The 26,105-nt window shown below is 66.6% G+C and carries 25 protein-coding genes, 2 tRNA genes and 2 pseudogenes; 13 read left to right on the plus strand and 16 right to left on the minus strand.

Features of this window, described 5'->3' with window-relative positions; all coding sequences use genetic code 11:
• Positions 1–25 precede the first annotated feature (25 nt).
• Entirely contained in the window at positions 26–625 is a 600-nt protein-coding gene (locus ACFQDH_RS11945) for a GNAT family N-acetyltransferase (RefSeq protein ID WP_382401557.1), read from the minus strand.
• A 26-nt stretch (positions 626–651) separates the two neighbouring features.
• On the minus strand, positions 652–1,926 hold the full coding sequence (locus ACFQDH_RS11950) for a YncE family protein (protein WP_382401559.1): 1,275 nt from the start codon (positions 1,924–1,926) through the stop codon (positions 652–654).
• A gap of 268 nt (positions 1,927–2,194) precedes the next feature.
• Between ACFQDH_RS11950 and ACFQDH_RS11955 the strand changes: the two genes are divergently transcribed.
• Entirely contained in the window at positions 2,195–3,124 is a 930-nt protein-coding gene (locus tag ACFQDH_RS11955; RefSeq protein ID WP_382401561.1) for an NADP-dependent oxidoreductase, read from the plus strand.
• Between the two features lie 6 nt (positions 3,125–3,130).
• On the opposite strand, the gene ACFQDH_RS11960 is transcribed toward ACFQDH_RS11955, so the two are convergent.
• The 3 genes from ACFQDH_RS11960 to ACFQDH_RS11970 are packed head-to-tail and all read right to left on the minus strand — an operon-like array spanning position 3,131 to position 4,873.
• Positions 3,131–3,424 (minus strand): hypothetical protein, encoded by a 294-nt coding sequence (locus ACFQDH_RS11960; RefSeq protein ID WP_382401563.1) that lies wholly within the window; start codon positions 3,422–3,424, stop codon positions 3,131–3,133.
• Positions 3,373–3,912, minus strand: coding sequence for a class I SAM-dependent methyltransferase (locus ACFQDH_RS11965; protein WP_382401565.1), 540 nt, complete (start codon positions 3,910–3,912; stop codon positions 3,373–3,375). Before ACFQDH_RS11965 ends, ACFQDH_RS11960 begins: the two co-directional genes overlap by 52 nt.
• A gap of 4 nt (positions 3,913–3,916) precedes the next feature.
• Entirely contained in the window at positions 3,917–4,873 is a 957-nt protein-coding gene (locus tag ACFQDH_RS11970) for an acyl-CoA thioesterase (RefSeq protein WP_382401567.1), read from the minus strand.
• 37 nt (positions 4,874–4,910) lie between these two features.
• Here ACFQDH_RS11970 and ACFQDH_RS11975 point away from each other — a divergent pair, with 37 nt between their 5' ends.
• Positions 4,911–5,381 carry an acyl-CoA thioesterase gene (locus ACFQDH_RS11975; RefSeq protein ID WP_382401569.1) on the plus strand — a complete coding sequence of 157 codons (471 nt, stop codon included), beginning with the start codon at positions 4,911–4,913 and terminating at the stop codon, positions 5,379–5,381.
• Positions 5,378–6,010, plus strand: a complete 633-nt coding sequence (locus ACFQDH_RS11980; RefSeq protein ID WP_382401571.1) for a DUF8185 domain-containing protein — start codon at positions 5,378–5,380, stop codon at positions 6,008–6,010. The genes ACFQDH_RS11975 and ACFQDH_RS11980 overlap by 4 nt, the downstream gene beginning before the upstream one ends.
• Here the strand turns inward: ACFQDH_RS11980 and ACFQDH_RS11985 are convergent.
• The 5 genes and pseudogenes from ACFQDH_RS11985 to ACFQDH_RS12005 form a co-directional block, all read right to left on the minus strand.
• Positions 6,007–7,706 (minus strand): annotated as a pseudogene (locus ACFQDH_RS11985) (glycoside hydrolase family 13 protein). The gene ACFQDH_RS11980 and the pseudogene ACFQDH_RS11985 sit on opposite strands and share 4 nt — an antisense overlap.
• A 60-nt stretch (positions 7,707–7,766) precedes the next feature.
• Positions 7,767–8,834 (minus strand): hypothetical protein, encoded by a 1,068-nt coding sequence (locus tag ACFQDH_RS11990; RefSeq protein WP_382401573.1) that lies wholly within the window; start codon positions 8,832–8,834, stop codon positions 7,767–7,769.
• A complete protein-coding gene (locus ACFQDH_RS11995) occupies positions 8,831–9,340 on the minus strand; it encodes a SigE family RNA polymerase sigma factor (RefSeq protein WP_382401575.1) in 510 nt (169 codons plus the stop codon). The genes ACFQDH_RS11990 and ACFQDH_RS11995 overlap by 4 nt, the downstream gene beginning before the upstream one ends.
• A gap of 49 nt (positions 9,341–9,389) precedes the next feature.
• Positions 9,390–9,764 carry a globin gene (locus ACFQDH_RS12000; RefSeq protein WP_382401577.1) on the minus strand — a complete coding sequence of 125 codons (375 nt, stop codon included), beginning with the start codon at positions 9,762–9,764 and terminating at the stop codon, positions 9,390–9,392.
• On the minus strand, positions 9,761–10,681 hold the full coding sequence (locus tag ACFQDH_RS12005) for a mechanosensitive ion channel family protein (RefSeq protein WP_382401579.1): 921 nt from the start codon (positions 10,679–10,681) through the stop codon (positions 9,761–9,763). The genes ACFQDH_RS12000 and ACFQDH_RS12005 overlap by 4 nt, the downstream gene beginning before the upstream one ends.
• A gap of 60 nt (positions 10,682–10,741) precedes the next feature.
• Here ACFQDH_RS12005 and malQ point away from each other — a divergent pair, with 60 nt between their 5' ends.
• Positions 10,742–12,868 carry a 4-alpha-glucanotransferase gene (malQ, locus tag ACFQDH_RS12010; protein ID WP_382401581.1) on the plus strand — a complete coding sequence of 709 codons (2,127 nt, stop codon included), beginning with the start codon at positions 10,742–10,744 and terminating at the stop codon, positions 12,866–12,868.
• A gap of 106 nt (positions 12,869–12,974) precedes the next feature.
• Positions 12,975–13,205 carry a hypothetical protein gene (locus ACFQDH_RS12015; protein ID WP_382401583.1) on the plus strand — a complete coding sequence of 77 codons (231 nt, stop codon included), beginning with the start codon at positions 12,975–12,977 and terminating at the stop codon, positions 13,203–13,205.
• 42 nt (positions 13,206–13,247) lie between these two features.
• Here ACFQDH_RS12015 and pepN read toward each other — a convergent pair whose 3' ends face one another.
• Positions 13,248–15,854: an aminopeptidase N gene (gene pepN / locus ACFQDH_RS12020; RefSeq protein ID WP_382401585.1), complete on the minus strand. Its 2,607-nt coding sequence runs from the start codon at positions 15,852–15,854 to the stop codon at positions 13,248–13,250.
• Positions 15,855–15,969: 115 nt separating this feature from the next.
• Here pepN and ACFQDH_RS12025 point away from each other — a divergent pair, with 115 nt between their 5' ends.
• The 3 genes from ACFQDH_RS12025 (at position 15,970) to ACFQDH_RS12035 (ending at position 18,240) form a co-directional block, all read left to right on the plus strand.
• Positions 15,970–16,578 carry a mycothiol-dependent nitroreductase Rv2466c family protein gene (locus ACFQDH_RS12025; RefSeq protein ID WP_382404851.1) on the plus strand — a complete coding sequence of 203 codons (609 nt, stop codon included), beginning with the start codon at positions 15,970–15,972 and terminating at the stop codon, positions 16,576–16,578.
• Positions 16,579–16,591: 13 nt separating this feature from the next.
• Positions 16,592–17,059 (plus strand): ribose-5-phosphate isomerase, encoded by a 468-nt coding sequence (locus ACFQDH_RS12030; RefSeq protein WP_382401587.1) that lies wholly within the window; start codon positions 16,592–16,594, stop codon positions 17,057–17,059.
• A 92-nt stretch (positions 17,060–17,151) separates the two neighbouring features.
• Positions 17,152–18,240, plus strand: a complete 1,089-nt coding sequence (locus ACFQDH_RS12035; RefSeq protein WP_382401589.1) for a PP2C family protein-serine/threonine phosphatase — start codon at positions 17,152–17,154, stop codon at positions 18,238–18,240.
• An 87-nt stretch (positions 18,241–18,327) separates the two neighbouring features.
• Here ACFQDH_RS12035 and ACFQDH_RS12040 read toward each other — a convergent pair whose 3' ends face one another.
• Together ACFQDH_RS12040 and ACFQDH_RS12045 are read right to left on the minus strand one after the other, a co-directional pair.
• The gene (locus tag ACFQDH_RS12040; protein WP_382401591.1) at positions 18,328–18,507 is read right to left on the minus strand and encodes an antitoxin; all 180 of its coding nucleotides are present in this window, start codon (positions 18,505–18,507) and stop codon (positions 18,328–18,330) included.
• A gap of 321 nt (positions 18,508–18,828) precedes the next feature.
• Positions 18,829–18,899: transfer RNA gene (locus ACFQDH_RS12045), tRNA-Gly, on the minus strand.
• 100 nt (positions 18,900–18,999) lie between these two features.
• Between ACFQDH_RS12045 and ACFQDH_RS12050 the strand changes: the two genes are divergently transcribed.
• From ACFQDH_RS12050 to clpX, 5 genes and pseudogenes are all read left to right on the plus strand, one after another.
• Positions 19,000–19,073, plus strand: a tRNA-Pro gene (locus tag ACFQDH_RS12050).
• Positions 19,074–19,167: 94 nt separating this feature from the next.
• Positions 19,168–20,535: a trigger factor gene (gene tig / locus ACFQDH_RS12055; protein ID WP_382401594.1), complete on the plus strand. Its 1,368-nt coding sequence runs from the start codon at positions 19,168–19,170 to the stop codon at positions 20,533–20,535.
• 180 nt (positions 20,536–20,715) lie between these two features.
• Positions 20,716–21,339 (plus strand): ATP-dependent Clp protease proteolytic subunit, encoded by a 624-nt coding sequence (locus ACFQDH_RS12060; RefSeq protein ID WP_382404852.1) that lies wholly within the window; start codon positions 20,716–20,718, stop codon positions 21,337–21,339.
• The gene (locus tag ACFQDH_RS12065) at positions 21,336–22,004 is read left to right on the plus strand and encodes an ATP-dependent Clp protease proteolytic subunit (protein ID WP_382401596.1); all 669 of its coding nucleotides are present in this window, start codon (positions 21,336–21,338) and stop codon (positions 22,002–22,004) included. Before ACFQDH_RS12060 ends, ACFQDH_RS12065 begins: the two co-directional genes overlap by 4 nt.
• Before the next feature lie 278 nt (positions 22,005–22,282).
• Positions 22,283–23,571: pseudogene (gene clpX / locus ACFQDH_RS12070) on the plus strand (ATP-dependent Clp protease ATP-binding subunit ClpX).
• A 36-nt stretch (positions 23,572–23,607) separates the two neighbouring features.
• Here the strand turns inward: clpX and ACFQDH_RS12075 are convergent.
• The 3 genes from ACFQDH_RS12075 to ACFQDH_RS12085 form a co-directional block, all read right to left on the minus strand.
• Positions 23,608–24,018, minus strand: coding sequence for a ribonuclease FAU-1 family protein (locus ACFQDH_RS12075; RefSeq protein WP_382404853.1), 411 nt, complete (start codon positions 24,016–24,018; stop codon positions 23,608–23,610).
• 216 nt (positions 24,019–24,234) lie between these two features.
• Positions 24,235–24,792, minus strand: a complete 558-nt coding sequence (locus ACFQDH_RS12080; RefSeq protein WP_382401598.1) for a hypothetical protein — start codon at positions 24,790–24,792, stop codon at positions 24,235–24,237.
• Positions 24,789–26,099, minus strand: coding sequence for a DUF58 domain-containing protein (locus ACFQDH_RS12085; RefSeq protein ID WP_382401600.1), 1,311 nt, complete (start codon positions 26,097–26,099; stop codon positions 24,789–24,791). Before ACFQDH_RS12085 ends, ACFQDH_RS12080 begins: the two co-directional genes overlap by 4 nt.
• Positions 26,100–26,105: the final 6 nt, after the last annotated feature.

A 26,105-nucleotide genomic window follows, 5' to 3' on the forward strand; every position in this document is an offset into this window, starting at 1 on the left:
TCTCAGTGCAAGGTTCTCCGTGGACTCAGCGGTTCCGCAGCCGGTGCTGGAGGTTCGCCTTCACCATCGGCCAGGTGCGCGCGACGATGCTGTACTGCGCGGTGTCGCGCACGACGCCATATGCATCCATCGAGTCGGCACGCAGGATGCCCTCGAGTTCGGCACCGAGCCGCTCGATGGCGGCGCGTGATTGGAGGTTCATCTTGTGCGTCCGAAAGCGCACCGTCTCCACTTGCAGCGTCTCGAACGCATAGGTCATCAGCAGCAGCTTGCTCTCGGCGTTGGTGCCGGTGCCGTGGACGGACTCGCGGTTCCAGGTCGAGCCGATCTCCAGGCGGGGAACCGACGGCACGATGTCCATGAAGGTCGTCATGCCGATCACGGCATTGTCGGACGTGCGGATCGCCGTGAACGGCTGCATCGTGCCCTGTTCCTGCAATGCCAGGCGTCGGTCTATCTCGGCGCTCATGCCGGCGGGCTCAGGGACGGAGGTGTACCAGCGGTCCCACATCGCACCGTCCGAGGCGGCCTCGACCAGACCGTCGTGCTGATCGTGGCTCAACGGCTCGAGCCGGACGAGTCGTCCGGTGAGGGTGATCGGCGTGAGGGGGAGCGGGATCGTCATACGTCGATCTCAGCACACGCCTTGTCTCACTCCGCGGTGGCGGTGGCTGTCGGATCGGACGATGGCGAGTAGCCACTAGCGGTCGGAGTTGATCCACTCGCGCGCTTGGTGTCGTCGAAGACGATCATGCTGCCGCCGTAGCAGGCGACCCAGACCTGATGCGTGGCGTCGTCGTAGGTGATGCCGATCGGGGAGGGATCGGTCGGGACCGTCTGCACGACCTTCATGTCGGCGGTGCGGATCTTGCTCGCCGACTTACCGAAATAGTTGACGACATACAGGGCCGTTCCGTCCTGCGAGATCGTCATACTGCGTGGCTCACGGCCCGAAATCACTTGGGAGACAACCTTGTCCGTGGCCGTGTCGATCTTGTAGACGCGGTCGGTGCCACTGGCGGCGAGGTAGAGGAGCTTGCTGTCCGGCGACAGCACCAGGTGCCGCGGACGGTTGACAGCGAGGATCACATGGTGCTCGCCGGTCTCCATATTGACCCGGAAGACTTTGTTGCCGTACATCGCCGCGACGTATGCCGTCTTGTTGTCCGGCATGATCACGATGCCGCGAGGCTGGGCGGCAAGCTTGATCACCTTGGTCTGCTTGGCCGTCGCCCGGTCGATGATGCTGATGGTGAAGTCGCACCAGTTGCTGATCACGACCTTCTTCTGGTCGGGTGTGATGGCGACGAACTTCGGCACCGCGCCGACTTCGATCGCCTGGTCCCAGGTCTTCTTCGCGACGCTGTAGCGGTAGACGAAGCCCTTGTCGAAGCCGCTCTTCGGCGAGCATTCGTCCTTTGCGAAACCCTTGAAACCGGGGCCGGACATCACGTAATTGGAGACATACGCGTATTTCGCGTCCTTGGTCCAAGCAGCCTCCACCGGGCCACCCTTGGCGATGCCCTGATGGCCCGGGAAACCGAACTTGGACAGGTCGATCGAGTCAGAGAGTCGGTTTACGAGCTGGTGGGTCGTGCTGTCGTAGACCGTGATCGAGTGGCTGTAGATCATGTTGTTGGCCAGCACCAGGCCGTGCCCGCTCGCATCGACCGACTTCGGGGTGATGCCGCCGGTGAAACGATCGATCTGCCGCAAGCTGGTCGCGGCCGACGGACCGTCCTGCGTCGCCTTCGGCGTTGAGGTCCCGGAGGCGGCAGCGCCTCGTGCGCCCGCGGACGCAGCCTGGGTCGTGCCAACGGCTGCCGCCGGACCTGGCCTGAAGGCCTGCCACAGCGCGATCACCGAGGTTGCGAGCGCCACAACGAGCACCGCGGCGACCATGAATGCGATGCGCCTGCGGCGCACGTAGATGCGTTCCTGGCGCCAGCGGGTTCTCTCCCCATGATGCTTACCCTGTGCTCGCGTTGCGAGTCGCAAGCTCCCTGCAACACCAGCACATTGCGAGCCTCCTGCGCCCATCCTCAACCAACCCCATAGAAAAAGAGGGTATGGCGCGAAGTGGCGGAACGGGCGCATTTTCGCGCAGACCCGGACCGTGTCGCCATACGGCTGTCCGACGACTCCTACACTGGGATCGGCTCGACGTGAGCCGTTCCCGACCCGAGAGTCAGCGATGCGCGCGGCAAGCTATTCGTCCTATTCGCAGGACAATTCGACACTCACAGTAGGCGAGCTACCAGACCCGAAGGTCGCTCCGGGTGCAGTGCTCATCGAGGTCAAGGCGGCAGGGGTGAACCCCGTCGACTGGAAGGTCATGGCCGGCTACCTGGACGGCCTGATGGACGCGGTCTTCCCGGTGATCCCCGGCTGGGACGTCGCCGGGGTCGTGCGGGCGGTCGGACCGGACACTCCCGAATTCGCAGCCGGTGACGAGGTCTACGCCTACGCGCGCAAGGAGTCCGTGCATGCCGGGACCTTCGCCGAGCTGGTCGCGGTGCCTGCCGTGGCCGTTGCGCAGAAGCCAGCCTCGCTCACCTTCGAGCAGGCCGGCGGGTTGCCGCTGGTGGGACTGACCGCGCTGCGCGCGTTGGGCGTCACTGGCATCTTCCCGGACGGCGCCGGCAAGTCGGTGCTCATCCACGGGGCGTCGGGTGGAGTCGGCAGTGCGGCTGTGCAGATCGCCGCCGCTGCCGGTGCCCGGGTCATCGGCACGGCATCCGCGCGCAACCACGACTACCTGCGATCGCTGGGCGCCGAACCCGTGACGTATGGCGACGGGCTCGCCGAACGGGTGCGGCAACTCGCACCGGACGGCGTCGACGCCTCCGTCGATTTCGTGGGCGACGTCGAAGATGTCACCGTCGCGGTGCTGGCGCAGGATGGCCGGCACGCGTCGATCGCGGACGCGTCGGTCACGGCCAACGGCGGCGACTACCTCTGGGTCCGACCGAACCACGACGGTCTGGTCACCCTCGCCGAGCTCGCCGATGCGGGCAAGCTGACCGTCGAGGTTGCGCAGACCTTCGGGCTGGACGGCGTCGGTGCGGCGTTCGACCTCAGCCGCGAAGGACACACACGCGGCAAAGTCGTCATCGTGCCCTGAGCTCGGTCACCCCAAAGTCGGCTTGATCGCCTTGAGCCAGAAGCGTTTTCGCGTCGCGCGGAAGGGTTCACCGGACGCAGGACCGCGCTCGTGGAGCCCCAGCAACTCGTCGGCATACCGCTCGACGGTGAAGTCGTCCGGGACGTCCCACGGCACCAGTTGGACGTAGGCGATGAGCGCCGCGATGTCGTTGAAGAGGTAGTGCCCCAGCGACTCGGCGCCGTCGATGACTTCGAAACCGGCATCGGTCAGGCCGGCCCGAAAGAGTGGGTAGGTGACGTGCGGCGCGTTAGGCGACATACCGAATGCATCTCGTACTTCACCGAATTCGTCTCCTCCGACCTGCTGGGTGACGAAGCGGCCGCCGGGGAGAGGGTGCGCCATACCTCTGCCGGGTCGTACGACTCGTGCCGGTTGAGCACCAGATCGAAGCTGCCGTCGGCGAATGGCAGGTGGCCGCCGGGCTCGTCAGGGTCGGCCCCCACCACACCAACGTCGTATGGCGCCAGCCCGCTCCGCGCGACACCCAGATTGGGCAGCCAGCCCTCCGTCGCGACGGTGTGCTCGGGCAACGCGTCGGCGAAGCGGGCCAGGAACTCGCCACCACCGGTACCCATGTCGAGCACCCGCGTGCCGGAGGTGAGCGCGGTGCGCCATACGGCAGCGAGGTCCCAGGGCTCGGAGCTCTCCGACATCCGACCGTCGAGCGAGCTGAAGTCCCAGCCCTCGGGCTGGGCCCGCTCCTCGGCGGCCCAGGCCGCCAGCAGTGCGACGTCGCTGCTCACCATGCGCTCACTCCTTGACCCGGACCATGCCCTCCTGCGCCACCGAGCAGATCAGCTTGCCGTCCAGCGAGAAGATCTTGCCGAGGCCCAAGCCGCGCCCGCCGGAGGCCGATGGTGACTCCTGCTCGTAGAGCACCCACTCGTCGATCCGGCCCGGGCGGTGGAACCACATGGCGTGGTCGAGGCTGGCCGGGCGAAGCCGAGGATCGGCCCAGACCAGGCCGTGACGACGCAGCACCGACTCCAGCAACGAGTAGTCGGAGGCATAGGCCAGCACCGCCGCGTGCAGCAACGGGTCGTCCGGCAACGAGTCGACGGCCTTCATCCAGACGTTCTGATGCGCGGCGTGCTGGCGTCCGGGCACCAGGTAGATGGCGCCCTCGACCGTGCGCACGTCGAGCGCGCGTCGCTTCCAGTGCTCGACCGCCGGGTGGTCGATGCCCTCGAGCTCCTCGGCGGTCGTGCGCACCCGGTCCGGATCCGGCACCGAGGGCATCGCTGCCTGGTGGTGCAGCCCTTCGGCCGGCTCCTGGAAGGAGAGCGTCGCCGACAGCAGCGTCTTGCCGTACTGCATCGCGTAGACGCGTCGGACCGAGAAGGAATTGCCGTCGCGCAGGTTCTCCACACCGAACTCGATCGGATGTGTCGAGTCGCCGGGCCGGATGAAGTAGGCGTGTAGCGAGTGGATGGGCCGGGTGGTGAACCCTGCATCGGCCACGGTTCGGCCGGCCGCGATGACGCTCTGCGCCAGCACCTGGCCGCCGAAGGCGCGCCCGTGCGGCGTCACCTGGCTGCGTCCGGAGAAGAGTTGCAACGAGCGCTCGCTCAGGTCCATCTCGGGCGCACCGTCCGGCGCTGTGATGACCGAGTTGGACTGCGCTTCGCCCACCGACCGCAGGTCGAGGGCGTCGAGCAGGTCCTCGACGGGCGCTAGCTGAGGGGTCGTGGTGTCGTCGGAGGTCACCGGGGGAGCGTATCGATCCACCTGCGACGATGTCCGCATGGCTGCCCGTCCTCGCCCCTATTACGTCGATGTCCCATTGCGCTGGTCCGACATGGACGCGCTCGGCCACGTCAACAACGTGCAGTTCCTCCGGCTGCTGGAGGAAGCGCGCGTCATCGCGTTTTCGCAGTGGTTCGCTTCGGTCGAGACCGGTCCCGATGGTCGACCCCCGTTGCTGATTGCTCGTGCCGAGGTCGACTACCTGCGGCAGTTGCACTGGCGCAAGGAGCCGATCGTCGTGGCCATTTGGGTGTCGCACCTCGCGGGCGCGTCGTTCGACACCAGCTACGAGGTGCGCTCGTCCCGGGAGCCGGACGCCGAGATCTACGCCGTGGGGGAGACCACGCAGGTCGTCTTCGACCTGGAGACGCAGCGCCCGGTGCGGATCGCTGCCGAGCACCGCCCACTCCTCGAGGCGCACTCCGGCGAGCCCGTGCGGATGAAGCGCCGTCCCAAGGGGCACGCGTGATCTTGCAGCTGGCCGACGCCGATACGCGAGCCGATCTGGAGACGTATGTCGGTCGCGCGCGCCAGTTGGACTCCGACGGCGCGGTCCGACTGCAGGCGGTGGGCAGCGTGCTCGCGGTCTGGATCGGTGTCCTGAGCGGTCATGGTCTGACGGGGGAAGGCACCACCCTCGGGTTGCGCGCCCTGCCGCTCGCACAGCCGGCACAGCTGGACGTGGTGGTGCCGTTGGCCGGACTCTCGGATCGGTTCGCGCGCGCCGGCAACGACACGGAGCTGCCGGTCCCACCCACCGAGGTGCGGGCCGGGTGGGCATCGGTCTCGCCCCCGCAGGGTGGCTGGACCCCAGTCGGTGAAGTGCCCGCTCAAACCTTGAAAGACGCTGCGGCAGAAGGGATTGCCGAGATCACGGCCGGCGCCCCGGAAGGCTCCGGCGCACACGCGGTCGACGCGCTGCGTCGACGGGTGTGGAGCCGATCGATCGCCACGACCGGTGGCATTGACGGGCTTCCCGCAGCGGTCGCTTTTGCGTCATACACCTTGGGTTTCCTGGTCGGCGAGACCGCGCAGGTGTATGCCGCCGGCCGTTGGCACCGGCTCACGACGCCTGTGGGGCACGTCCTGGTGCGCTAGGCGCGCAGCCACACCGCAGTGTCGGCCGGAACCTCGAGACGCCCGTCCCTCGCTTCCCGTCGTGACCTAAATGCAGGAGCGCTGGTGACGAGAACCTCACTGCCGGAAGGCAGTTCGACCGGATTACTCCCGAGGTTGAGGATCACTCGGACGGTCGCGTCGCCGTTGGCAACGTCATAGGCGACGACGTCGGCGCCCAGGTCGAGCCGAGTCGCTGACCCCTCACCGAGCCGCAGCTCCCGCCGGGTCCTCAGGAGGGTGCGGTAGAGCTCGAGGGTCGATCCGTCGACACCGTCCTGCTGGTCGACAGCGAGGGCGCCATACGACTCCGGCTGCGGTAGCCACGAATTGCCGCCGGGGCCGAATCCGTAAGAGGGCGAGTCCTTTTCCCACGGCATCGGGATGCGGCAGCCATCACGGCCGGCTTCCTTGTGCCCGGTGCGCTGGTAGGTCGGGTCCTGGCGGACGTCGTTCGGCAGAGTCGTGTGCTCCGGCAGCCCGAGCTCCTCGCCGTAGTAGACGTAGGCGCCCCCGGCAGCGCCATCATCAGGGTGGTCGCGGCGCGTGCCCGGCGTAGGCCGAGTGTTGCGTCCGGCTGCGGGTCGGTCGCGAATATGCCGTTGGGACGCGGCTTTCCGATCGGTAGTGCGAGTCGGGTCGCGTGCCGCACGACGTCGTGGTTGGACAGCACCCAGGTGGTTGGGGCGCCGACCTCGTCGTTCGCGGCGTAGGACCGCGCGATCGCGTCGGTCAGGTCGGCTGCTCGCCACGGCGTGACGAGGAAGTCGAAGTTGAACGCCTGCTGGAACTCGTCGTTGCGCACGTAGCGTGCGGCGCGCTCGAGCGGTTCGACCCAGGCCTCGGCACACATCGCGCGGTCACCGTCATACCCATCGAGGATCTTGCGCCAGTCGCGGTAGATCTCGTGCACGCCGTCCTGGTCCCACATCGGAGGTGGGGTCTGGTCCTCGGTCATGTCGAGCATGTTCATCGCGCCGCTCCAGTCCGGCAGTCCGGCGGCCTTGACCAGCCCGTGCGCGACGTCCACCCGGAAGCCATCCACGCCCCGGTCCAGCCAGAAGCGCAGCACATCCTCGAATTCGCTTCGTACGACAGGGTTTTCCCAGTTGAGGTCGGGCTGCTTGCGATCGAAGAGATGCAGGTACCACTGGCCGGGAGTGCCGTCAGCGTCGGTGATGCGGGTCCAGGCGGCACCACCGAAAACGCTCTGCCAGTCGTTCGGTGGCAACTCACCGTCCGAGCCTTTCCCGTCCCGGAAGATGTAGCGCTCGCGTTCGGGGGAGCCCGGTGCAGCGGCGAGTGCGGCCCGGAACCACGCATGCTCGTCCGACGTGTGGTTCGGCACCAGGTCGACGATGACCCGCAGCTCGTTGTCGTGGGCGACACGGATCAGCTCGTCCGCGTCCGGCAGGGTGCCGAAGAGCGGGTCGACGTCGCGGTAGTCGGCGACGTCATACCCGGCATCCGCCTGCGGCGAGGTGTAGAAGGGCGACAGCCAGACCGCATCGACTCCGAGCGCCCGCAGGTAGGGCAGCCGGGCGGTGATGCCCGGCAGATCGCCGACGCCGTTGCCGTCGGCATCCGCCCAGGATCGCGGATAGATCTGGTAGATCACGGCACTGCGCCACCACTCGCCGTCGGGGTGGGCGGGGTGCACGAGAGAGCTGGTCGTCACCCGGTCCAGTGTGCCGACTACGTATGGCGAATGCACATCCTGCGCGGCGGTACCCGACGGCTATTTCTTGTTCCAGCCGAGCATTGCCTTCCATGGACCGGTCGCGCCAACGGCGCGGATCGTGATCGTCGCCGAGCTGCCCGGCTCCGGGCCGGCGAAGGTTGCGTCGCCAGACGCGACACTTCCGCTGTCCGGCCAGTAGTCGAGCCAGGTGCCACGGACCTCGGGCTCCCGGCCCGGGGGCACCCATCCGTACGCCCCGCCCATGCTGGCTGGGAGTCCTGTGTAGTCGAGCCGTTGGACCTTTCCGTCGACCAGAACCTGGAATCGGCCGGTGCTGCTCGGCGCGACCATGAAGCTCGCGCCACGCCCCATCGATGCCGGCACCTGGACGGTCTTGCTGGTGGGCGTGTCACCGGTCCCTGAGAAGTGCACGTCGTGCTCCCCATCCTGGGTCGGGATCAACGACTGCGGCTTCGGGTCGAGCGTCCGCGCCTTCATCGGGTAGTCATCCCAGGAGACCTGGGTGTAGATAGCGACCGGTGCCTTCGAGACGGCCGGGGTCGTGTCGGTGACGATCCACACGTTGTCATGCTCGCCAGGCTTGTCGCCGAAGAGCATCGGTTTGGGGCCTGCTGTGCAGGGGGCGAAGAGGTTGCGACTACCGCGCACTTGGGTGGTCTGGTAGCCGTCACTGCCCGGCGCGCTCTTCCCCTTGATCCCCTTCGTGTCGCACGCCACGTAGACCGTCGATCCGACCTTGGGTAGCTGGACGCGGACGGTTTTCGCCGCCGGGCTTGCATTGTTTGGGTCGTCCGCGTGCTGCACCGGCACCTCAACGATGCTCGTGAGCTTCAGCCCGCGCGTGTACTCCGCATAGTGCGTGTGGAACTTCTTGTTCAATTGCGCTGGCGTCAGGGCTTTTTCATGCCCGATGCCTTGTAAGCCGATCACGGTCACGACCGCCATCAGCACAGCTGCGCCGCCGGCAATGACTGCGGCACGGACCTTCCGTGCGTGGTTCCGCTTGCGCTCGGCACCCGCGATGAGCGATGCAGGTTCGGGGAGCGGGACGTCATCGGCATACGCCTGCAATGCCTCCCGCAGGTCATTGGTCGAGATGCTCATGACTGCCTCCCGGCGTGATCCGAGATGTCGCTGCTGATCCGCAGCGCGGCCAGGCCGCGCGACGCATGTGACTTGACCGTGCCGGCGCTGATGCCCAGCACCGACGCGATGTCGGCCTCGGTGTAGTCGTGGAAATAGCGCAGCACGATCACCGCGCGTTGTTTGGGCGGCAGCATCGCGAGAGCACGCAGGATGTCCTCGCGCACGGCGACGGCTTCCGAGCCGTCAGCGTGTGCCCGCTCGGGCAACTCCTCGGTCGCGATCTCACCGCGCCACTTGCGACGCCAGCCACGAGCGAATTCGTGGACGATGATCTTGCGCACGTAGGCCTCGTGCTGCTCAGTGCGCTCCCACTTCGGCCACGCCTTGGCCAGCGCGGTCTGGACGAGATCTTCGGCGGCGGCATGGTCGTGTGTCAGCAACGTCGCGGTCCGCACGAGCGACGTGCCCCGAGCTGCGACGAAATCGCTGAAGCCCGGTGGCTCGCGACGAGTTCCCCTGGTCATGCCCTATTCGAGCACCTGGTCGGGTGCATCGGTTGTCACCGACTCCGAATCACTCGTCCCAGCTGTTCACCATCGAATAGGCCGCGCGGGTCAGGTAGTCCCGCAGCATCGCGTCGTGTGACTCGTCGAGATTGAGGGTGTCCACTGCGTTCAGCATGTGCAGCAGCCAGCGGTCGCGCTGGGCAGGGGTGACGACATACGGGACGTGCCGCATCCGCAGCCGCGGGTGGCCGCGCTGCTCGCTGTAGGTCGTCGGACCGCCCCAGTACTGCTCGAGGAACATCCGCAGCCGGTCCTCGGCCGGGCCGAGGTCCTCTTCGGGGTACATCGCCTTGAGCGGCTCGTCCTTGGCGACTCCGAGGTAGAACTCGTGCACCAACTTCCGGAAGGTCTCGTGCCCGCCGACCTCGTCGTAGAAACTCACTTCCAGATCCTCTCAGGTGCCGATCGTCGGGCCGTATGGCGGCAGCTGTGGCCCACGCACGCCGGCCTCGTCCAGAGCCATCTTGGCGCGCTCGCGGATCTCCTCGCCACGCCGTACTGCTCGTTCGGCACGCACGTCGCGATGATCCGCAGCGTCACCGCACCATTGGCCATCGACTCCACGCCGGCGACCACCGGCTCTTCCAACAGCCTTTCCTTCCAGGGAGATTCGTCGTCGACCTCAGCGGCAACCCGGCGCAGCACCCGCAGCGCCTTCTCAGTGGACTGGTCGATGCCGATCGGGATGTCCACGAAGGTCGTCGCATATCCCTGCGACTTGTTGCCGATGCGCAGGATCTCGCCGTTGCGGACGTACCAGACGACTCCCTGTGCGTCGCGCAACCGTGTGACGCGCAGGGTCACCTCCTCGACCGTGCCGATGGCCTCCCCGGTGTCGATGACGTCACCCACGCCGTACTGGTCCTCCATGATCATGAAGATGCCGGACAGGAAGTCCTTGACCAGGCTCTGTGCACCGAAACCGAGCGCGACACCGCCGACTCCGGCCGAGGCGAGGAGTGGCGCCAATGGCACACCGAGTCGGGCCATGACGGTCAGTGCCGTGATGCCGAAGATCAGGATCGTGGCGACCGATCGCAGGATCGACCCCATCGTCGCGGCCCGTTGCTTGCGCCGCTGTGAGTCGAGTCCCGTGGCCCGCCGGAGTGCCCGTCCGGCTCGAGTCGAGCGTTCGGGCGTCTCTCGGTTCTCCATCGCGTGAACTGCTCGATCGATCGCTCGGACGACGATCCAGCGCAGCACGATGGCGCCGACGATGATGCAGACGATCATCAGTGGTGCGCCAACCGCCCAGTCAAGGGTCGACTGTTTGTCGATGGCAGCAAATCGCAGTGGCATGTGCCCATCATTACGGCCTGCCGCCACGGTCTGGCAAACCGCCTCTGACACACTGCTCCCATGCCCGAAGCCCCCTCCGATGCACTCGCTCGTCTCGCCCGCGCTCACGGCGTCGCGACCGAATACTGGGACTGGCGTGGCAACCACGTCACCGTTGGCACCGACACCATCCGCGAGGTGCTGGCGGCGATCGACGTCGACGCTGCCGACGACGCCACGACCGAGCAGGCGCTCGCTGACAAGGACCTCGAGGCCTGGCGCCGAGTCCTGCCGCCGGTGATCGTCATGCGGGAGAACTGGACGCCCTGGGTGCCCGTTCACGTTCCCGAGGGCGACTCCGTTGAGGCACGAATCACGCTGGAAGATGGCACGATTCGCGACCTGCGACCGATGGACCGGCCAGCTGAGATCCGGGATATCGATGGGCTGCCGACCAGCGAGGTCACCGTCGAGCTGCCCGGAGACCTGCCGCTCGGCTACCACCAGTTGCAGGTGACGTATGACGCCGGGCGCGACGCCGCGGCCACGATCATCGTCACACCGGAGCGGCTCGAGTTGCCGGCCGCGCTGGCGCACGACCGTGCCTGGGGGCTGACCGCACAGCTCTATTCGGTCCGCTCCGAGCGTTCGTGGGGTCTGGGTGATGTCGCGGACCTGGCCGAGCTGGGGACCTGGGCGGCACGGCAGGGCGCCGACTTCGTGCTGGTCAACCCGATCCACGCCGCCGAGCCGGTCCCGCCGATGGAGCCCTCGCCATACCTGCCGACGACCCGACGCTTCGTCAACCCGCTCTACATCCGGGTCGAGGAGGTAGCCGAGCTCGGCTACCTGTCGGCCGCGCAGCATCAGCTCGTCGAGTGGCACAGCGACGATGCGCGCCGACTGAACAAGCTGGACCACCTGGATCGCGACGGCAGCTGGCAGTCCAAGCAGGCGGCGCTGCGGATGATCTTCCGCACCGAGAGCACCCACCGACGGCGCCGTGACCTGGAGAGCTTCTGTGAGCGGGAGGGCCAGCCGCTGATCGACTTCGCCACCTGGTGCGCGATCGCTGCTGACCGCGGGACCGAGTGGCCCAGCTGGCCGGCCGAGCTACATGACCCGAGCAGCGACGCCGTGGCGAAGGAGCGGGAGCGGCTGTCCGAGGACGTCGATTTCTACTGCTGGATGCAGTGGGTCGTGCAGTCGCAGTTCCTCGACGCCCAGCGCGAATTGCGTGCCGCCGGAATGTCGCTCGGCGTCATACACGATCTCGCCGTCGGTGTGCACCCGAGGGGAGCCGACTCGTGGGCACTCGCCGATGTGCTCGCGAAGGGTATGTCGGTCGGCGCGCCACCGGACGACTACAACCAGCTCGGGCAGAGCTGGAGCCAGCCGCCGTGGCGCCCGGACCGCCTTGCTGAGACCGGCTACGCGGCATACCGCGATCTGCTGCGCACCAGCCTGCGGATGGCCGGCGGGCTTCGGGTCGATCACATCCTGGGTCTATTCCGGTTGTGGTGGGTGCCGGAGGGCAAGAAGCCGCTCGAGGGCACCTACGTGCGCTACGACCACGAGGCGATGGTCGGCATCCTGGCGCTCGAGGCGCACCGCGCCGGAGCCGTCGTGATCGGCGAAGACCTTGGCACCACTGAGGATTGGGTGCGTGACTACCTCTCCGACCGTGGGGTGCTCGGCACGTCCATCCTCTGGTTCGAGCGGACCGAAGACGGCGGGCCAAAGCCGCCGGAGACCTACCGCAGCCTGGCGCTGGCCAGCGTCACCACCCACGACCTGCCGCCGACTGCCGGCTACTTGCAGGGCGAGCACATCAACGTGCGGCACGAGCTGGGCTTGTTGACCCGTCCGCTGGAGGAGGAGCTGAAGATCGACCGCGAGCAGCGCGAAGCGGTGCTCGACGAGTTGCGCTCACGGGGTCTGTTGCGTCCGGGAACGTCGGTCGATGATCAAGTCGACGCCTTACACAAGTTCCTCACCTGGTCGCCGAGCAAGCTGCTCGGCGTCTCGGTCAACGACCTCGCCGGTGACGTCCGCACCATCAACCAGCCGGGCACCGACGAGGAGTATCCCAACTGGCGACTGCCGATGAGTGGACCCGACCGGAGGCCGACCACCCTGGACGACCTGATGGTCTCCCGGCGTGCAAAACGGTTGATCCGTGCGGTAACTCGCCGCGGCGACCGCTGACCTGGGCTATTCGCCCAGTGCCCGGTGCACGTAGGCGTCCAACAGACTGGCCAACCGCTTGCGTCGGGTTGCTCTCCACGGGTGACCGCGTCGAACGTCAGCCCACTTGGACCCGGTCGCGGTGCAGCGTCGGCTGACGGCATGGCACCCGTTGCGCGCGTTCAACGCCATACAGGTGCAGGTGCTGGGCAGCGAATTGCTGGTGGTGCGAGTCGATCTCGGCGAGTCGGCAGATGCTCGTCAACGCGGGGGGCAGGCGAGATCAACTGAAGATGACGACAAGCTGACGCCCGCGCCGCGACGACCACGTCGGGTGACGGCACAAGCGAACTTGTGAGCCGTACCGTCACCCGACGTGCGAGGAGCGGAGAGCAAAAGCTCAGGCGTTGTGAGCCTGCGCGGTCAGTGAGACGCGCACGATGTCGCGGTTCTCGGCGACCAGACGGACCAGGCCGGCGGGTGCGTCCTGGTTGGCCGCCAGCCACGCCTCGGTCGCGTCGATCAGCTCCTGGCTGGCCAGCGCGATCGGGTAGAGCAACTTCACGATGCCCGCGGCCATCGCGTAGGTGCGCGAGTCCCACACCTCGCGCAACGCTGCGTGATAGCGCTCGACATACGGCTCGAGCAGAGCGGTGTCGTGCACCCGACCGAAGCCCAGTGCGACCGCGCGACCCGTTTCGTTCGGCAGCGTGTCGGAGTCGACCAGGTCGCTCCAGGCCTTGGCCTTCGCCTCAGCGGTCGGGTAGGTCGCCCGCGCACCGGCGGCACGTGCGATGCCGGTAGCTGTGTTGTCCGCGGCGAGCTGCTCGTCGATCTCTGCGTCCGTGGCCGCGCCGGCGGCGGCCAGTGCGGTCAACAGGGTCCAGCGCATGTCGGTGTCGAGCGGCAGACCTGCGAGAACGGTTGCGCCACTGAGCAATCCGCGCAGGTAAGACACGTCGTCCGCGTGGTGCGCGAACCGTGCGAAGGCCTGGGTGAACTGCAGCTGGGCGTCGCTGCCCGGCTCTGCACCAGTCATCAGCGCGCGGAACGCCTTCGTCACCTCGTCGGCGATTTCAGCGCGGTGCTCCGGACGCAGGAACGACGTGGTGTTGCCGACGGCGCCCGAGGTCAGGAATGCCGTGGTCGCCCCGGTCACCTGCGACACCAGCCCCTGGCGGAGGTTGGAGTCGGTCTCGGCCGGAAGCGCGTCCAGGGCGTAACGGATGTACGTGCGCGGGTCGAGCTCGCCGTCCCGCGTCATGTCCCACAGAGCGCCGAAAACGACTGCCCGAGTGAGGGAGTCGGCGATGCCGGCAGGGTTCGCGAGCACGGTCTCCAGCGACTGCGGGTCGAGGCGGACCTTGGCGTACGTGAGGTCCTGGTCGTTGACCAGCAACAGGTCCGGCAGCTGTTTGCCGACCAGCTTCGGGACGTCGGTCAGCTCTCCGTCCACGTCGACCTCGATCGACTCCTGCGCGGTCAGCGTGCCGCCGGCCAGGCGGTAGCTGCCGATCGCCAGCCGGTGCGGGCGCAGCGTCGGGTAGCCGGCCGGAGCGGTCTGCTCGATCTGCAGCTTGGTGATGACACCTGCGTCGTCGACCTCGACAACCGGGCGCAGGATGTTCGCGCCGGAGGTCTTCAGCCACAGCTCGCGCCAGTTGGACAGGTCGCGGCCCGAGGTCGCTTCCAGCTCACCGAGCAGGTCGTCGAACGTGGTGTTGCCCCACTTGAATTTCGCAAAATACGAACGCAATCCGGCCACGAAGGGCTCGATGCCGACATACGCCACGAGCTGCTTCAGCACCGAGGCGCCCTTGGCGTAGGTGATGCCGTCGAAGTTGGCCTCGACGTCCTCGAGGTGACGCATGTTGGCGTAGACCGGGTGCGTGGAGGACAGCTGGTCCTGCCGGTAGGCCCAGGTCTTCTCCGAGCTGGAGAAGGTGGTCCACGCGGTGTCCCATTCGGTGACCTCGGCCTGGCACCAGGTGGACGCCCACTCGGCGAAGGACTCGTTGAGCCACAGGTCGTCCCACCACCGCATGGTGACGAGGTCGCCGAACCACATGTGTGCCAGCTCGTGCAGCACGGTCAGCGCGCGCCGCTCGATCAGGGCTTCGGACACCTGGGTGCGGAAGATGTAGGTCTCGGTGATGGTGACGCAACCGGCGTTCTCCATCGCGCCGGCGTTGTACTCCGGCGTGAAGATCTGGTCGTACTTCGCGAACGGGTAGGGCTCGCCGAACTGCTCCTCGAAGAATGCGAAGCCCTTCTTGGTGACCGCGAAAAGGTTGTCGGCGTCAAGGTATTCGCGCAACGACTTGCGGCAGTAGACGGCCAGCGGCACGGTGCGGCCGGTCGCCTGCACCTCGTCACGCACCACGTCATACGGGCCGGCCACCAGCGCCGTGACGTATGACGCAAGGCGCGGCGTCGGCTCGAAGTGCCAGGTCGCAGCAGGCTCGGCGGTGCCGGTCGGCCCGGTGTAGGTCTGCTCGGCCGCCTCCGGCTTCGGCGTGGGCTGGTTGGAGATCAGCTCCCAGCGGGCGGGTGCGGTGACCGTGAAGGCGAAGGTCGCCTTGAGGTCGGGCTGCTCGAAAACGGCGAAGACGCGGCGGCTGTCGGCCACTTCGAACTGGGTGTAGAGGTAGACCTCGTTGTCGGTCGGGTCCACGAAGCGGTGCAGGCCCTCGCCGGTGTTCATGTAGGCGCCGGTCGCGACGACCGTCAGGTCGTTGGACTCGGCAAGCGCCGGGAGAGTGATCCGGGCGCCGTCGAAAGACGTTGCCGGGTCAAGGGATTCGCCATTCAAGGTGATCGACTCGACTGACGGCCCGAGGAAGTCGATGAACGTCTTCTCGGTGTCGGTCGCCGTGAACCGCACACGGGATGTGGTGCGGAAGGTCTCTGGGCCCGTGGTGAGGTCCAGGGCCACGTCATACGACTCGACGCTGAGTGAGGCGGCGCGACGCTGCGCTTCCTCACGGGTGAGGTTGGTGTTGGGCACTACGAAAGCTCCATCACGAAGTCTTGGATTGGATGTGCGTCATCCTCGCACGCTGCGCAGTGGCACGATTGACGCCGTGACAACAGACAAGGGCGAAGACCGCCAGTCCGCAGAAATGTTCTTCGATCCGCTGTGCCCCTGGGCATGGATGACCTCCCGATGGCTGATGGAGGTCGAGAAGGTCCGCCCGATCGACATCACTTGGAGCGTGATGAGCCTGTCGGTGCTCAACGAGGGTCGGGACGGCCTGCCGGAGAGTTACCGGGAGCTGCTCGACCGCGGCTGGGGTCCGGTGCGGGTGGTCATCGCGGCCGAGCGCGATCACGGCTCGGCATACAACAAGAAGTTGTATGACGCCATCGGCACCCGCCTGCACCTGGGCGAGATGGGCGGCACCGACGAGGGTCAGCGCAAGGCTGTCGTCGAGTCTCTCGCAGAGGTCGGTCTGCCGGCCGAGCTGATCGACTACTACGACAACGTTCCGGGTGACGAGATCGACAAGTTGCTGCGGACCTCGCACGAGCGGGGCATCGGCCTGGTTGGGGAGGACGTCGGCACCCCGGTCGTGTCGATCGGCGACGTGGCGTTCTTCGGCCCGGTCGTGACCCCGGCACCCAAGGGCGAGGCGGCCGGCAAGCTGTGGGACGGCTGCTTGCTCGTCGCCGGCACCCCGGGTTTCTACGAGATCAAGAGGACCCGCACCAAGGGTCCCGACTTCAGCTGAGGAGACACAGACCATGCGAGTGCACATCGGTGGCGATCACGCGGCATACGAGCTGCAGCGGGCGCTGGTGACCTGGCTCGGCGAGCAGGGCCACGACGTGGTCGACCACGGCGCCGCGTCGTATGACGAGCTCGACGACTACCCGGTGTTCGTGCTGCGAGCCGCTGAGGGTGTTGCCGCTGAGCCCGATTCGCTGGGAATCGTGCTGGGCGGCTCGGGCAACGGCGAGCAGATGGCGGCCAACAAGGTGAAGGGCGTGCGGGCGGCCCTGTGTTACAACACCGAGCTGGCCCAGCTGGCCCGACAGCACAACAATGCGCAGATCATTTCCATCGGTGGCCGGTTCAACACCGTCGAAGAAGCCAAGGAAATGGTCAAGGTCTTCCTGGAGACGCCGTTCTCCGGTGTCGAGCGTCACCAGCGGCGGATCGACATGGTCAGCGACTACGAGAAGAGCGGCCAGCTGCCTCCCCAGGAGTGAGGGGGCACCCTATCCCATAGATTTGGCATGGGATGGGTAAGAAGTCGGTAAATTCTGTCGATCTGGCACCTATGGCGGGTCAGGATTCCGACATGGCCATCGATCTCTCGCTTGCTCCACGGCGGCTGACCCGCCCGTCGGCGGCGACTGTTCGACCCGGATCCGGTGGTGCCACGGGTGCGCTCATCTGCTTGGTGCTGGTCCTGGGGCTGGCGACCGTCGCGTGGCCGCGGGACGTCACCTTCGCGTTGTTCATTCCACTTGCAGTCGCGGCGCGCATGGTTCTGTCCACCCGGCGCACAGTGCTGGTTTTCGCTGCTATCGGCGTCGTCTACCTGATGAGCGCACTGGACAGCGGCGGCTCGGAGGCGTTCGCCCTCGGGCTGGTGCTCGCCTCGACGATGGTCGTCGTCTCGGTGGTGGACCGCCGTCATACTCGCGCGGGCGTGACCACAGCCGTCGGCGGCTCGATGCTGATGGACCTGCGCGAGCGGCTGCGGGTCCAGGGCCAGCTGCCGATCCTGCCCGCGGGCTGGAACGTCGAGTCGAGCGTGCAGCCGGCATACGGCGACTCCTTCTCCGGCGACTTCGTGGTCGGCAACTGCCCGACGCGTGACCGCTTCGATCTGGCGCTGGTCGACGTCTCGGGCAAGGGCTGCACGGCCGGGACCCGTTCGCTGCTGCTGGGCGGGGCGTTTGCGGGATTGCTCGGCGCGATGGAGCCGGACAGGTTCCTCCCTGCGGCGAACGACTACCTGATGCGACAGGGCTGGTCCGAGGGCTTCGCGACGGCCGTGCATGCTTCGGTCGATCTCGCCACGGGGGCCTACAGCATCGGCTCGGCGGGACATCCACCGGCCATGCACTTCCGGGCCGGATCCGGCCGGTTCGCGCGGATCGACGGAGCCTCCGGGATCGCACTCGGCATACTCGACCGGCAGTCCGCCGACGACTTCACCCGGGTGAGCGGGCGACTCGAGCGCGGCGACGCGTTGTTGTTCTTCACCGACGGAGTCATCGAGCAGCCCGGCATGGACCTGATGCAGGGCGTCGACCGAATGCTCGGCCATGCCGATCGCGCGCTGTCGGTCGGTGCGCGCGGTGCCGCCACCCGGATCTGCACCATGGGCAGCGGGGGACTCGCCGACGACCGCGCGGTCGTGGTGATCTGGCGCGAGTGAGCTCCGCGTCCGGTCAGGGCGCAGTGAATCGAGCACAGCAAAGGGCCCGGGTTCTCACCCGGGCCCTTCAATGTTGCGTGCGGCAGATCAGAGGTCGCCGAGCTTGTCCTTGGCGGCATCCTGACCGGTGTCGACCTGGTCGGAGAACTTGCCACCAGTCTTGTCGTCGACGGCGTCGCCCGCCTGGTCGACGCCGTCAGCGATCTTGTCCTGGTTGTCCCCGGCCAGATCGGAAATCTTGTCCTTGGCGCTGTCGAACAGACCCATTGGGATATCTCCTTCGGTTAGCCGCTGACCCCACGTCGGCAGCTTGTCCTTGCACCTTCGCACACTTGACGCGGCAGGGTCGATATCGGCGCCACCAATTTCTACCAACGAGTAAGTAAGGAACCGGAGAACACCGGCGAAGCGACGATGCCAGCAGAGCGAGCGCCAGCGAGCCACAAAACCGATAGCGAAGGACAACGGCGAAGCGACGATGCCGGCAGGGCGAGCGCGAGCGAGCTCTGCCGGAGGAGGAGCGCAGCCCAAAAGAGTAAGGAGCTCGACACGAGAGGGCCGGCGCGAAGCGCCGGCCCTCTCGTGTCGAGCGGGCGACGAGAATCGAACTCGCGTAATCAGTTTGGAAGACTGAGGCTCTACCATTGAGCTACGCCCGCGTGGTTGGAACGACTGCCGATGTGCGGTCGCGGTAACCGAGGCGTTAGCCTACTGCCCGCCCGCATGCGCACCAAAACCGGTGTGTCCGGCGGGCAAGCACGGGGTATGGCGCAGCTTGGTAGCGCGTCCGCTTTGGGAGCGGAAGGCCGCCGGTTCGAATCCGGCTACCCCGACAGCTAGCATTACCTGTTAGTGCGGTGCCTTGCGCCGCGATCGAAGCTGGCTCCGTGTGCCGGAGCCGACCACCACCATTTTGGAGTCCGTGCAGTGAAGAGTGCCGTCGAGAAGTTGGGTCCGACCCGCGTCAAGCTTTCCGTGGAGGTTCCTTACGAGGAGCTGAAGCCGAGCGTCGACGAGGCGTACAAGGCCATCGGCTCCCAGATTCAGGTGCCGGGCTTCCGCAAGGGCAAGGTGCCGGCTCGGATCATCGATCAGCGCATCGGCCGTCCGGCGGTGCTGCAGGAGGCGATCAACGAGGCGCTGCCCAACTTCTACAGTCAGGCGTTGGCCGAGAACGAGTTGCGCCCGATGGGTCAGCCGGAGGTCGAGGTCACCGAGGTGCCCGTCGACGACGAGCAGCCGTTGAAGTTCGACGCCGAGCTGGACACCGCGCCGGAGTTCGACCTGCCCGACTTCTCGCAGATCACCGTCGAGGTCGACCCGTTGAAGGTCTCCGACGAGGACGTCGACAAGGAGTTCGACGCACTGCGTGAGCGTTTCGGCACGCTGGCCGGCGTCGAGCGCGCGGCTGCCGACGGCGACTCGGTCACCATCGACCTGAAGGCGACGATCGGCGACGAGGAGATCGACGATGTCTCCGGCATCAACTACCTGATCGGCTCGGGCAACATGCTCGAGGGCCTGGACGACGCCCTGACCGGGCTGTCGGCCGGCGACACCAAGAGCTTCACCGCCCCGCTCGCGGGCGGCGACCGCGAGGGCGAGGATGCCGACGTCACGGTGACGGTGCAGTCCGTCAAGGAGCGTCAGCTGCCCGAACTGGACGACGACTTCGCCCAGATGGCGTCCGAGCACGACACGCTCGAGGAGATGCGGGCCGACGTCGCTGAGCAGGTCGAGAAGGGCAAGCGTTTCGAGCAGGGTGTGCAGGCGCGCGACAAGGCCCTGGACCACCTGCTGGAGACCATCGACCTGCCGCTGCCGGAGAAGGTCATCGAGGACGAGGTGCACCAGCACCTGGAGAACGAAGACCGCCTCGAGGACGACGAGCACCGCGCTGAGGTGGACGAGTCGACCCGCAAGTCGATCAAGACCCAGCTGATCCTGGACAAGCTCGTCGAGCGCGACGACGTGCAGGTGTCGCAGGAAGAGCTCATCGAGTACATCGTCATGTCGTCGCAGCAGTACGGCATGGACCCCAACCAGTTCGCGCAGATGCTCGACCAGCAGGGTCAGGTTCCGGCGATCATGGGTGAGGTCGCCCGCCGCAAGGCGCTGGCCTCGGTGCTCGACGAGATCAAGGTCGTGGACACCGACGGTAACGAGGTCGACCTGAGCGAGCTCGACGACGAGGACGAAGAGCTCGAGGGCGACGAGATCGACGAGTCGACCGACGACGAGACGACCGATGAGTCGAAGGACTCCGAGGACTCGAAGGACGACGCCACCGTCTGAGCAGCCTTCCGCCATACCTCATGGGTATGACGAAACCCCTTCCGCACTGCAGGTGTGGGAGGGGTTTCGCACGTGTGGGCACAGCACAATTCCGCCGTGGGCGAACATCGCCCGAACCGGGGACTTAGTTCAGGGGTGGGGACGTTAGGGTCCAGTGAGATGACACATCACCAACGAACGATGGAGACGCGGGTGAGCAACGCACAGGAGGTGTCTATGGCCACCGAAGGACAGATGGGCCTGGACGATCAGATCTACAACCGGCTGCTCAAGGAACGAATCATCTTCCTCGGCTCCGACGTCCGCGACGACAACGCCAACGCGATCTGCGCGCAGCTGTTGCTCCTCGCGGCCGAGGATCCGGAGAAGGACGTCTGGCTCTACATCAACAGCCCCGGCGGTTCGATCTCCGCGGGTATGGCGATCTTCGACACCATGAACTGGATCCCCAACGACGTCGCCACAGTCGCCATGGGTATGGCCGCCAGCATGGGCCAGTTCCTGCTTTCGGCCGGCACGCAGGGCAAGCGTTACGCGACGCCGCACGCGCGGGTCATGATGCACCAGCCGTCCGGCGGCATCGGCGGCACCGCCTCGGACATCAAGATCCAGGCCGAGCAGTTGGTCTTCATCAAGAAGCAGATGGCGGAGCTGATCGCCGAACACACCGGCCAGACGGTGGAGCAGATCGAGAAGGACTCCGACCGCGACCGTTGGTTCTCGGCGGAGGAAGCCCTCGAATACGGCTTCGTCGACCACGTCTTCGAGCGGTCGACCGACGCACCGGGCCGGAGCAACTCATGATCAACAGCTTTGGAGCACAGATGAATTCGCCGTATGCCGGGGTGAACCCCCCGCAGCCGAGCAGCCGTTACATCCTGCCGCAGTTCGAGGAGCGCACCTCCTACGGCATGAAGCGCTCGGACCCCTACAACAAGCTCTTCGAGGACCGCATCATCTTCCTCGGCGTGCAGGTCGACGACGCGTCAGCCGATGACATCATCGCCCAGCTGATCGTGTTGGAGAGCCAGGATCCCGACCGGGACATCCTGATGTACATCAACTCCCCGGGTGGTTCGTTCACCGCGCTGACCGCGATCTACGACACCATGCAGTACATCCAGCCGGACGTGCAGACCTTCGTCATCGGTCAGGCGGCCTCCGCCGCCGCAGTGTTGCTGGGTGCCGGCTCGCCGGGCAAGCGGTTCGCACTGCCCAACGCGCGGATCCTGATCCACCAGCCGTCGATGGAGGGCGCCGGCGGCACGGCCTCCGACCTGGAGATCACCGCCAACGAGGTCTTCCGGATGCGCGAGTGGCTGGAGGCGACCTGGGCCAAGCACACCGGCCGCACGCCGGAGCAGGTCAAGCAGGACATCGAGCGCGACAAGATCCTCACCGCCGCAGAGGCCAAGGACTACGGCCTCATCGACCAGGTGCTGAGCAGCCGCAAGGCCTCCGCCCAGTAATCACGGCATCCGCACGAACCCATGCCGAGTGACGGCTTCTTCGGCGACTGACGGTCGGATTCGACTGTCGCTCGGCGAGGGTGCCGTCACTCGGCATTTGGGATGGCGGCGCGCGACCGCAATCACGCATTCCGCTGTCAGCGGACAGGCGTGACTTGTTGCGCAACACCGGGTTTCAATGGAACCTGCGACGGTCGGCGCAAGGTAGCGTCGGCCCGACGAACTGATCGATACCCCGCACCGCGGGTTACCCGGCACGGCATACGACTGGAGGGCACGTGGCACGCATCGGAGAAGGCGGCGACCTGCTGAAGTGCTCTTTCTGCGGCAAGAGCCAGAAGCAGGTCAAGAAGCTCATTGCCGGCCCGGGTGTCTACATCTGCGACGAGTGCATCGACCTGTGCAACGAGATCATCGAGGAGGAGCTCGCCGAGACCTCCGAGCTCGGCCTGGAGCAGTTGCCCAAGCCGCGCGAGATCTTCGATTTCCTCGAGCAGTACGTCATCGGCCAGAACGACGCGAAGCGTGCGCTGTCGGTGGCCGTCTACAACCACTACAAGCGGATCCAGGCCGCCGATCAGCCCGCGGCGACCAAGAAGGACGGTCCGTCGGTCGAGATCTCCAAGTCCAACATCCTGCTGATCGGCCCGACCGGTTGTGGCAAGACCTACTTGGCGCAGACGTTGGCCCGGATGCTCAACGTGCCGTTCGCGATCGCCGACGCCACCGCGCTCACCGAGGCCGGGTATGTCGGCGAGGATGTCGAGAACATCCTGCTGAAGCTGATTCAGGCGGCCGACTTCGACGTCAAGAAGGCCGAGACCGGCATCATCTACATCGACGAGATCGACAAGGTGGCCCGTAAGAGCGAGAACCCGTCGATCACGCGTGACGTCTCGGGTGAGGAGTGCAGCAGGCGCTGCTGAAGATCCTCGAAGGCACGACCGCGAGCGTGCCGCCGCAGGGTGGGCGCAAGCACCCGCACCAGGAGTTCATCCAGATCGACACGACCAACGTGCTCTTCATCGTGGGTGGCGCGTTCGCCGGCCTGGAGAAGATCATCGAGGGTCGCACCGGCCGTCAGGGGTTGGGCTTCGGCTCTGACCTGAAGACCGCCAAGGACCCGATGACCGGCTTCTCCGACGTGTTGCCGGAGGACCTGATGAAATTCGGGCTGATCCCGGAGTTCATCGGCCGCCTGCCGGTCATCACCTCCGTGGAGCCGCTGGACCGCGAGGGCCTGGTCTCGATCCTGACCGAGCCGCGCAACGCCCTGGTCAAGCAGTACGAGAAAATGTTCGACATCGACAACGTCGAGCTGGAGTTCACCAAGGATGCCGTCGACGCGGTCGCCGAGCAGGCGATGCTGCGCGGCACCGGCGCTCGCGGGCTGCGCGCAATCCTCGAAGAGGTGCTGCTGCCGGTGATGTTCGACGTCCCCAGCGACGATGACATCGCCCGCGTGGTGATCACCAGGGAAGTCGTGCTCGACAACGTCAACCCGACGATCGTGCGCCGCGAAGCTCCTCCGGCTCGAAAGCGCACGCAGCGCAAGGAATCCGCCTGACGCTCACCGCAACTCGCATCCGACGCCCGGCCCCGGTCACTGACCGGAGCCGGGCGTTTTTGTGTCCGGGTCGTCCGTGAGGGAAGGGCTCCGGTGAGAGGTCGACCGATGTCGTGACACGCCGATCTCACTGCATTCATTGACCTTTCGACGCGCCATCGTTAGGTCGTCGGGATGCACGATGAGGTCGAGCCCGTAGTCCTCGGTCTCGATCGCGAGGCGTCGCCGCATCTGGGGATGTTCGAAGTTGATGTACCAGTGACGGAATCGCCCGTCTGCTTCGAAGATCTTCCAGACGCCGTACATCAGGTCTGGGCGGTTCAGTTGCAGCACGACGGTTTCGCCCCACGCGGAGTGAGCCCGACCATAGGTGCGGGCCAAACGGGTGGGTCGGGAACTCGAAGCATGAGCCGGGGTCAAGTCGGACGGCGAGGGTCTCACCGTCATCCGCAACGACGGTAACGGGGTGTTCGAGCCACACCTCACCGTGTAGCACCTCGCGACGGGTGACGACGGTGCCGGGCGCGAGCGGAGTGCCCATTCGTTTCAACTCCTCTCGAGGTTGGCCCTTGCCTCATCGGCGGCCCCATCGAGAGGTCAACCGATGTCGTGAAATGTCAATCTCATCGCATCCGGTGACCTTTCGGCATGGTGGAGACCCGGTCACTGACCGGAGCCGGGCGTTTCTGTGTCCGGGTCGTCGGTGAGGCGGATCATCACCACGACCGCGACGACGAGTGCGATGAGGACGGCCGCGACGCCATACGGGATGAGCTGGTGATTTGTCGGCTCGATCAGCAGAGCGAGCGCGGCGACAGCAGTCGTCGCCAGACCGACCAGGATGGTGCGTGGCACCCAGAGGGCGAGTATGGCGCGGGGGATGGGCGCCTGGTCCGGGCCGCTGGCTGTCAGGGCCACGGCTACGTGCGCGACGAGCAGCAGCCAAGCCGCGGGCAGCACCCACCACGACCCGGCGTCCACGCCAGTGGTGATCCACTGCAGGACCATCGCGCACAGCAGGATCAAGCCGGCGAAGCTGTCGCTGTTGCCGAGCACGACCGAGCCGGCGGCCAATGTGGCAACTAACCCGTACCACGACATGCTGCCCACGAGATCGGTCATGACAAGAAGGAGCACCGCAGCTGTGAGCGCGACCGCCAGGGCGAGCATTCGGTCGCGATGCAACTGAACGATGCGGTCCATTCTGGGGAAGAGACTCATCGACGCACCATCCGTGGTTGCGGGCGCGCCGACAGCCGCGCCAAGGCTGGGTCGAGGCTGCCCGCCCCGCGCCACTTGGTGACTGGCACTCCGAGGCGTTCGATCGCACGGATCTCGCGCTCGCGCTCCAGCAGCCGAAGTCGTACGGCGAGCGACATCACCGGGTCATCGACCGGCAGGTCACCCGGGAAGCAATCGATGACGAGCACGGTCACGCCGCGTTGCGCGAGTCTGGCGGCCAGCGCCAGGGGCATCGGGCTGAGCAATGGGCTGACGAGCAGCAGCACACCGCCGGGACGCAGGCGGGTGCGGACCGCCGCCGTCCGAAATCCGGTGCCGATCCCACGCTCGGTCCTGCCGAGGCAGTCGAGGACCCGACGGGTATGCAGCACTCCCATGCCGACCGGCACTCGCACGTGGTGCATGCCGCCGACGACCTCGAGACCGACCCGGTCGCCACGGCCGAGGAAGTGGGTGGCCAGGCCCGCCGACGCGCGCACCCCGAGGTCGAGCGAGCTGGCCGCGTCGTCGTCCGGGTCGACGCTGGCGTAATCGGTGGATGCGTCGAGGATGAGGAGTACTTCGGTGTCCTGCTCCGCGAAGGAGGTACGCACGTGCAGCGTGCCGGTGCGGGCCGAGACCGGCCAGTGGATGCGCCGTAGGCGGTCGCCGGCCTGGAATAGTCGGATGTCGGCGAACTCGGTGCCCTCGGCCCGAGTATTACTGCGGTTGACGCCGATGAGTCCCTGCGGATGGGGGAGCGCCCGCTTGCTGTCGAACGCAGCAGTGTCCGGAAGCGTCGTCATGGTGATGCCGGGAAGACGCGCCGTGCCATAGCGATATCCGCCCCACGGGCCGTAGATCGCGACCCGCGTGCCGAGGATGTATCGGGTGCCCCATCGCTCCGGTCGCCAGCGCAGGGTGCTCACGGTGCGTCCGTCACCGAGGGCGCCGGCCACCGCACCCGAATCGGGCGTCGTTGTGAGCATCCGCCGGTCACCGACGAACAACGCGAATTGTTCGGCGGAGTCGCCGCCGTCGATGCGGACAGTCCATGCCTGCGTGCTGCCCTCGATCGGTGAAGTGGTCGACACTGTCCCGCTGATGTCGGGTATGGCGCGAGGGCGCGTGGCGAGCGTCCACACCGTCACGATCAGCAATGGCGTGCCGAGCACCAGCAGGTCCGCCCGTCCGAAACCGACGGCCGCGCCGACCAACACGACGGCCAGCAGTGCAGCCCGTAGGAATGCCGGGGTGATGCGCCATCGGGTGCTGTCGTGCGAGACCCGCGTGGTGCGGCTCACCACGGCCGG

This window comes from Flexivirga alba, from assembly GCF_042661025.1.
Lineage (GTDB): Bacteria > Actinomycetota > Actinomycetes > Actinomycetales > Dermatophilaceae > Flexivirga > Flexivirga alba.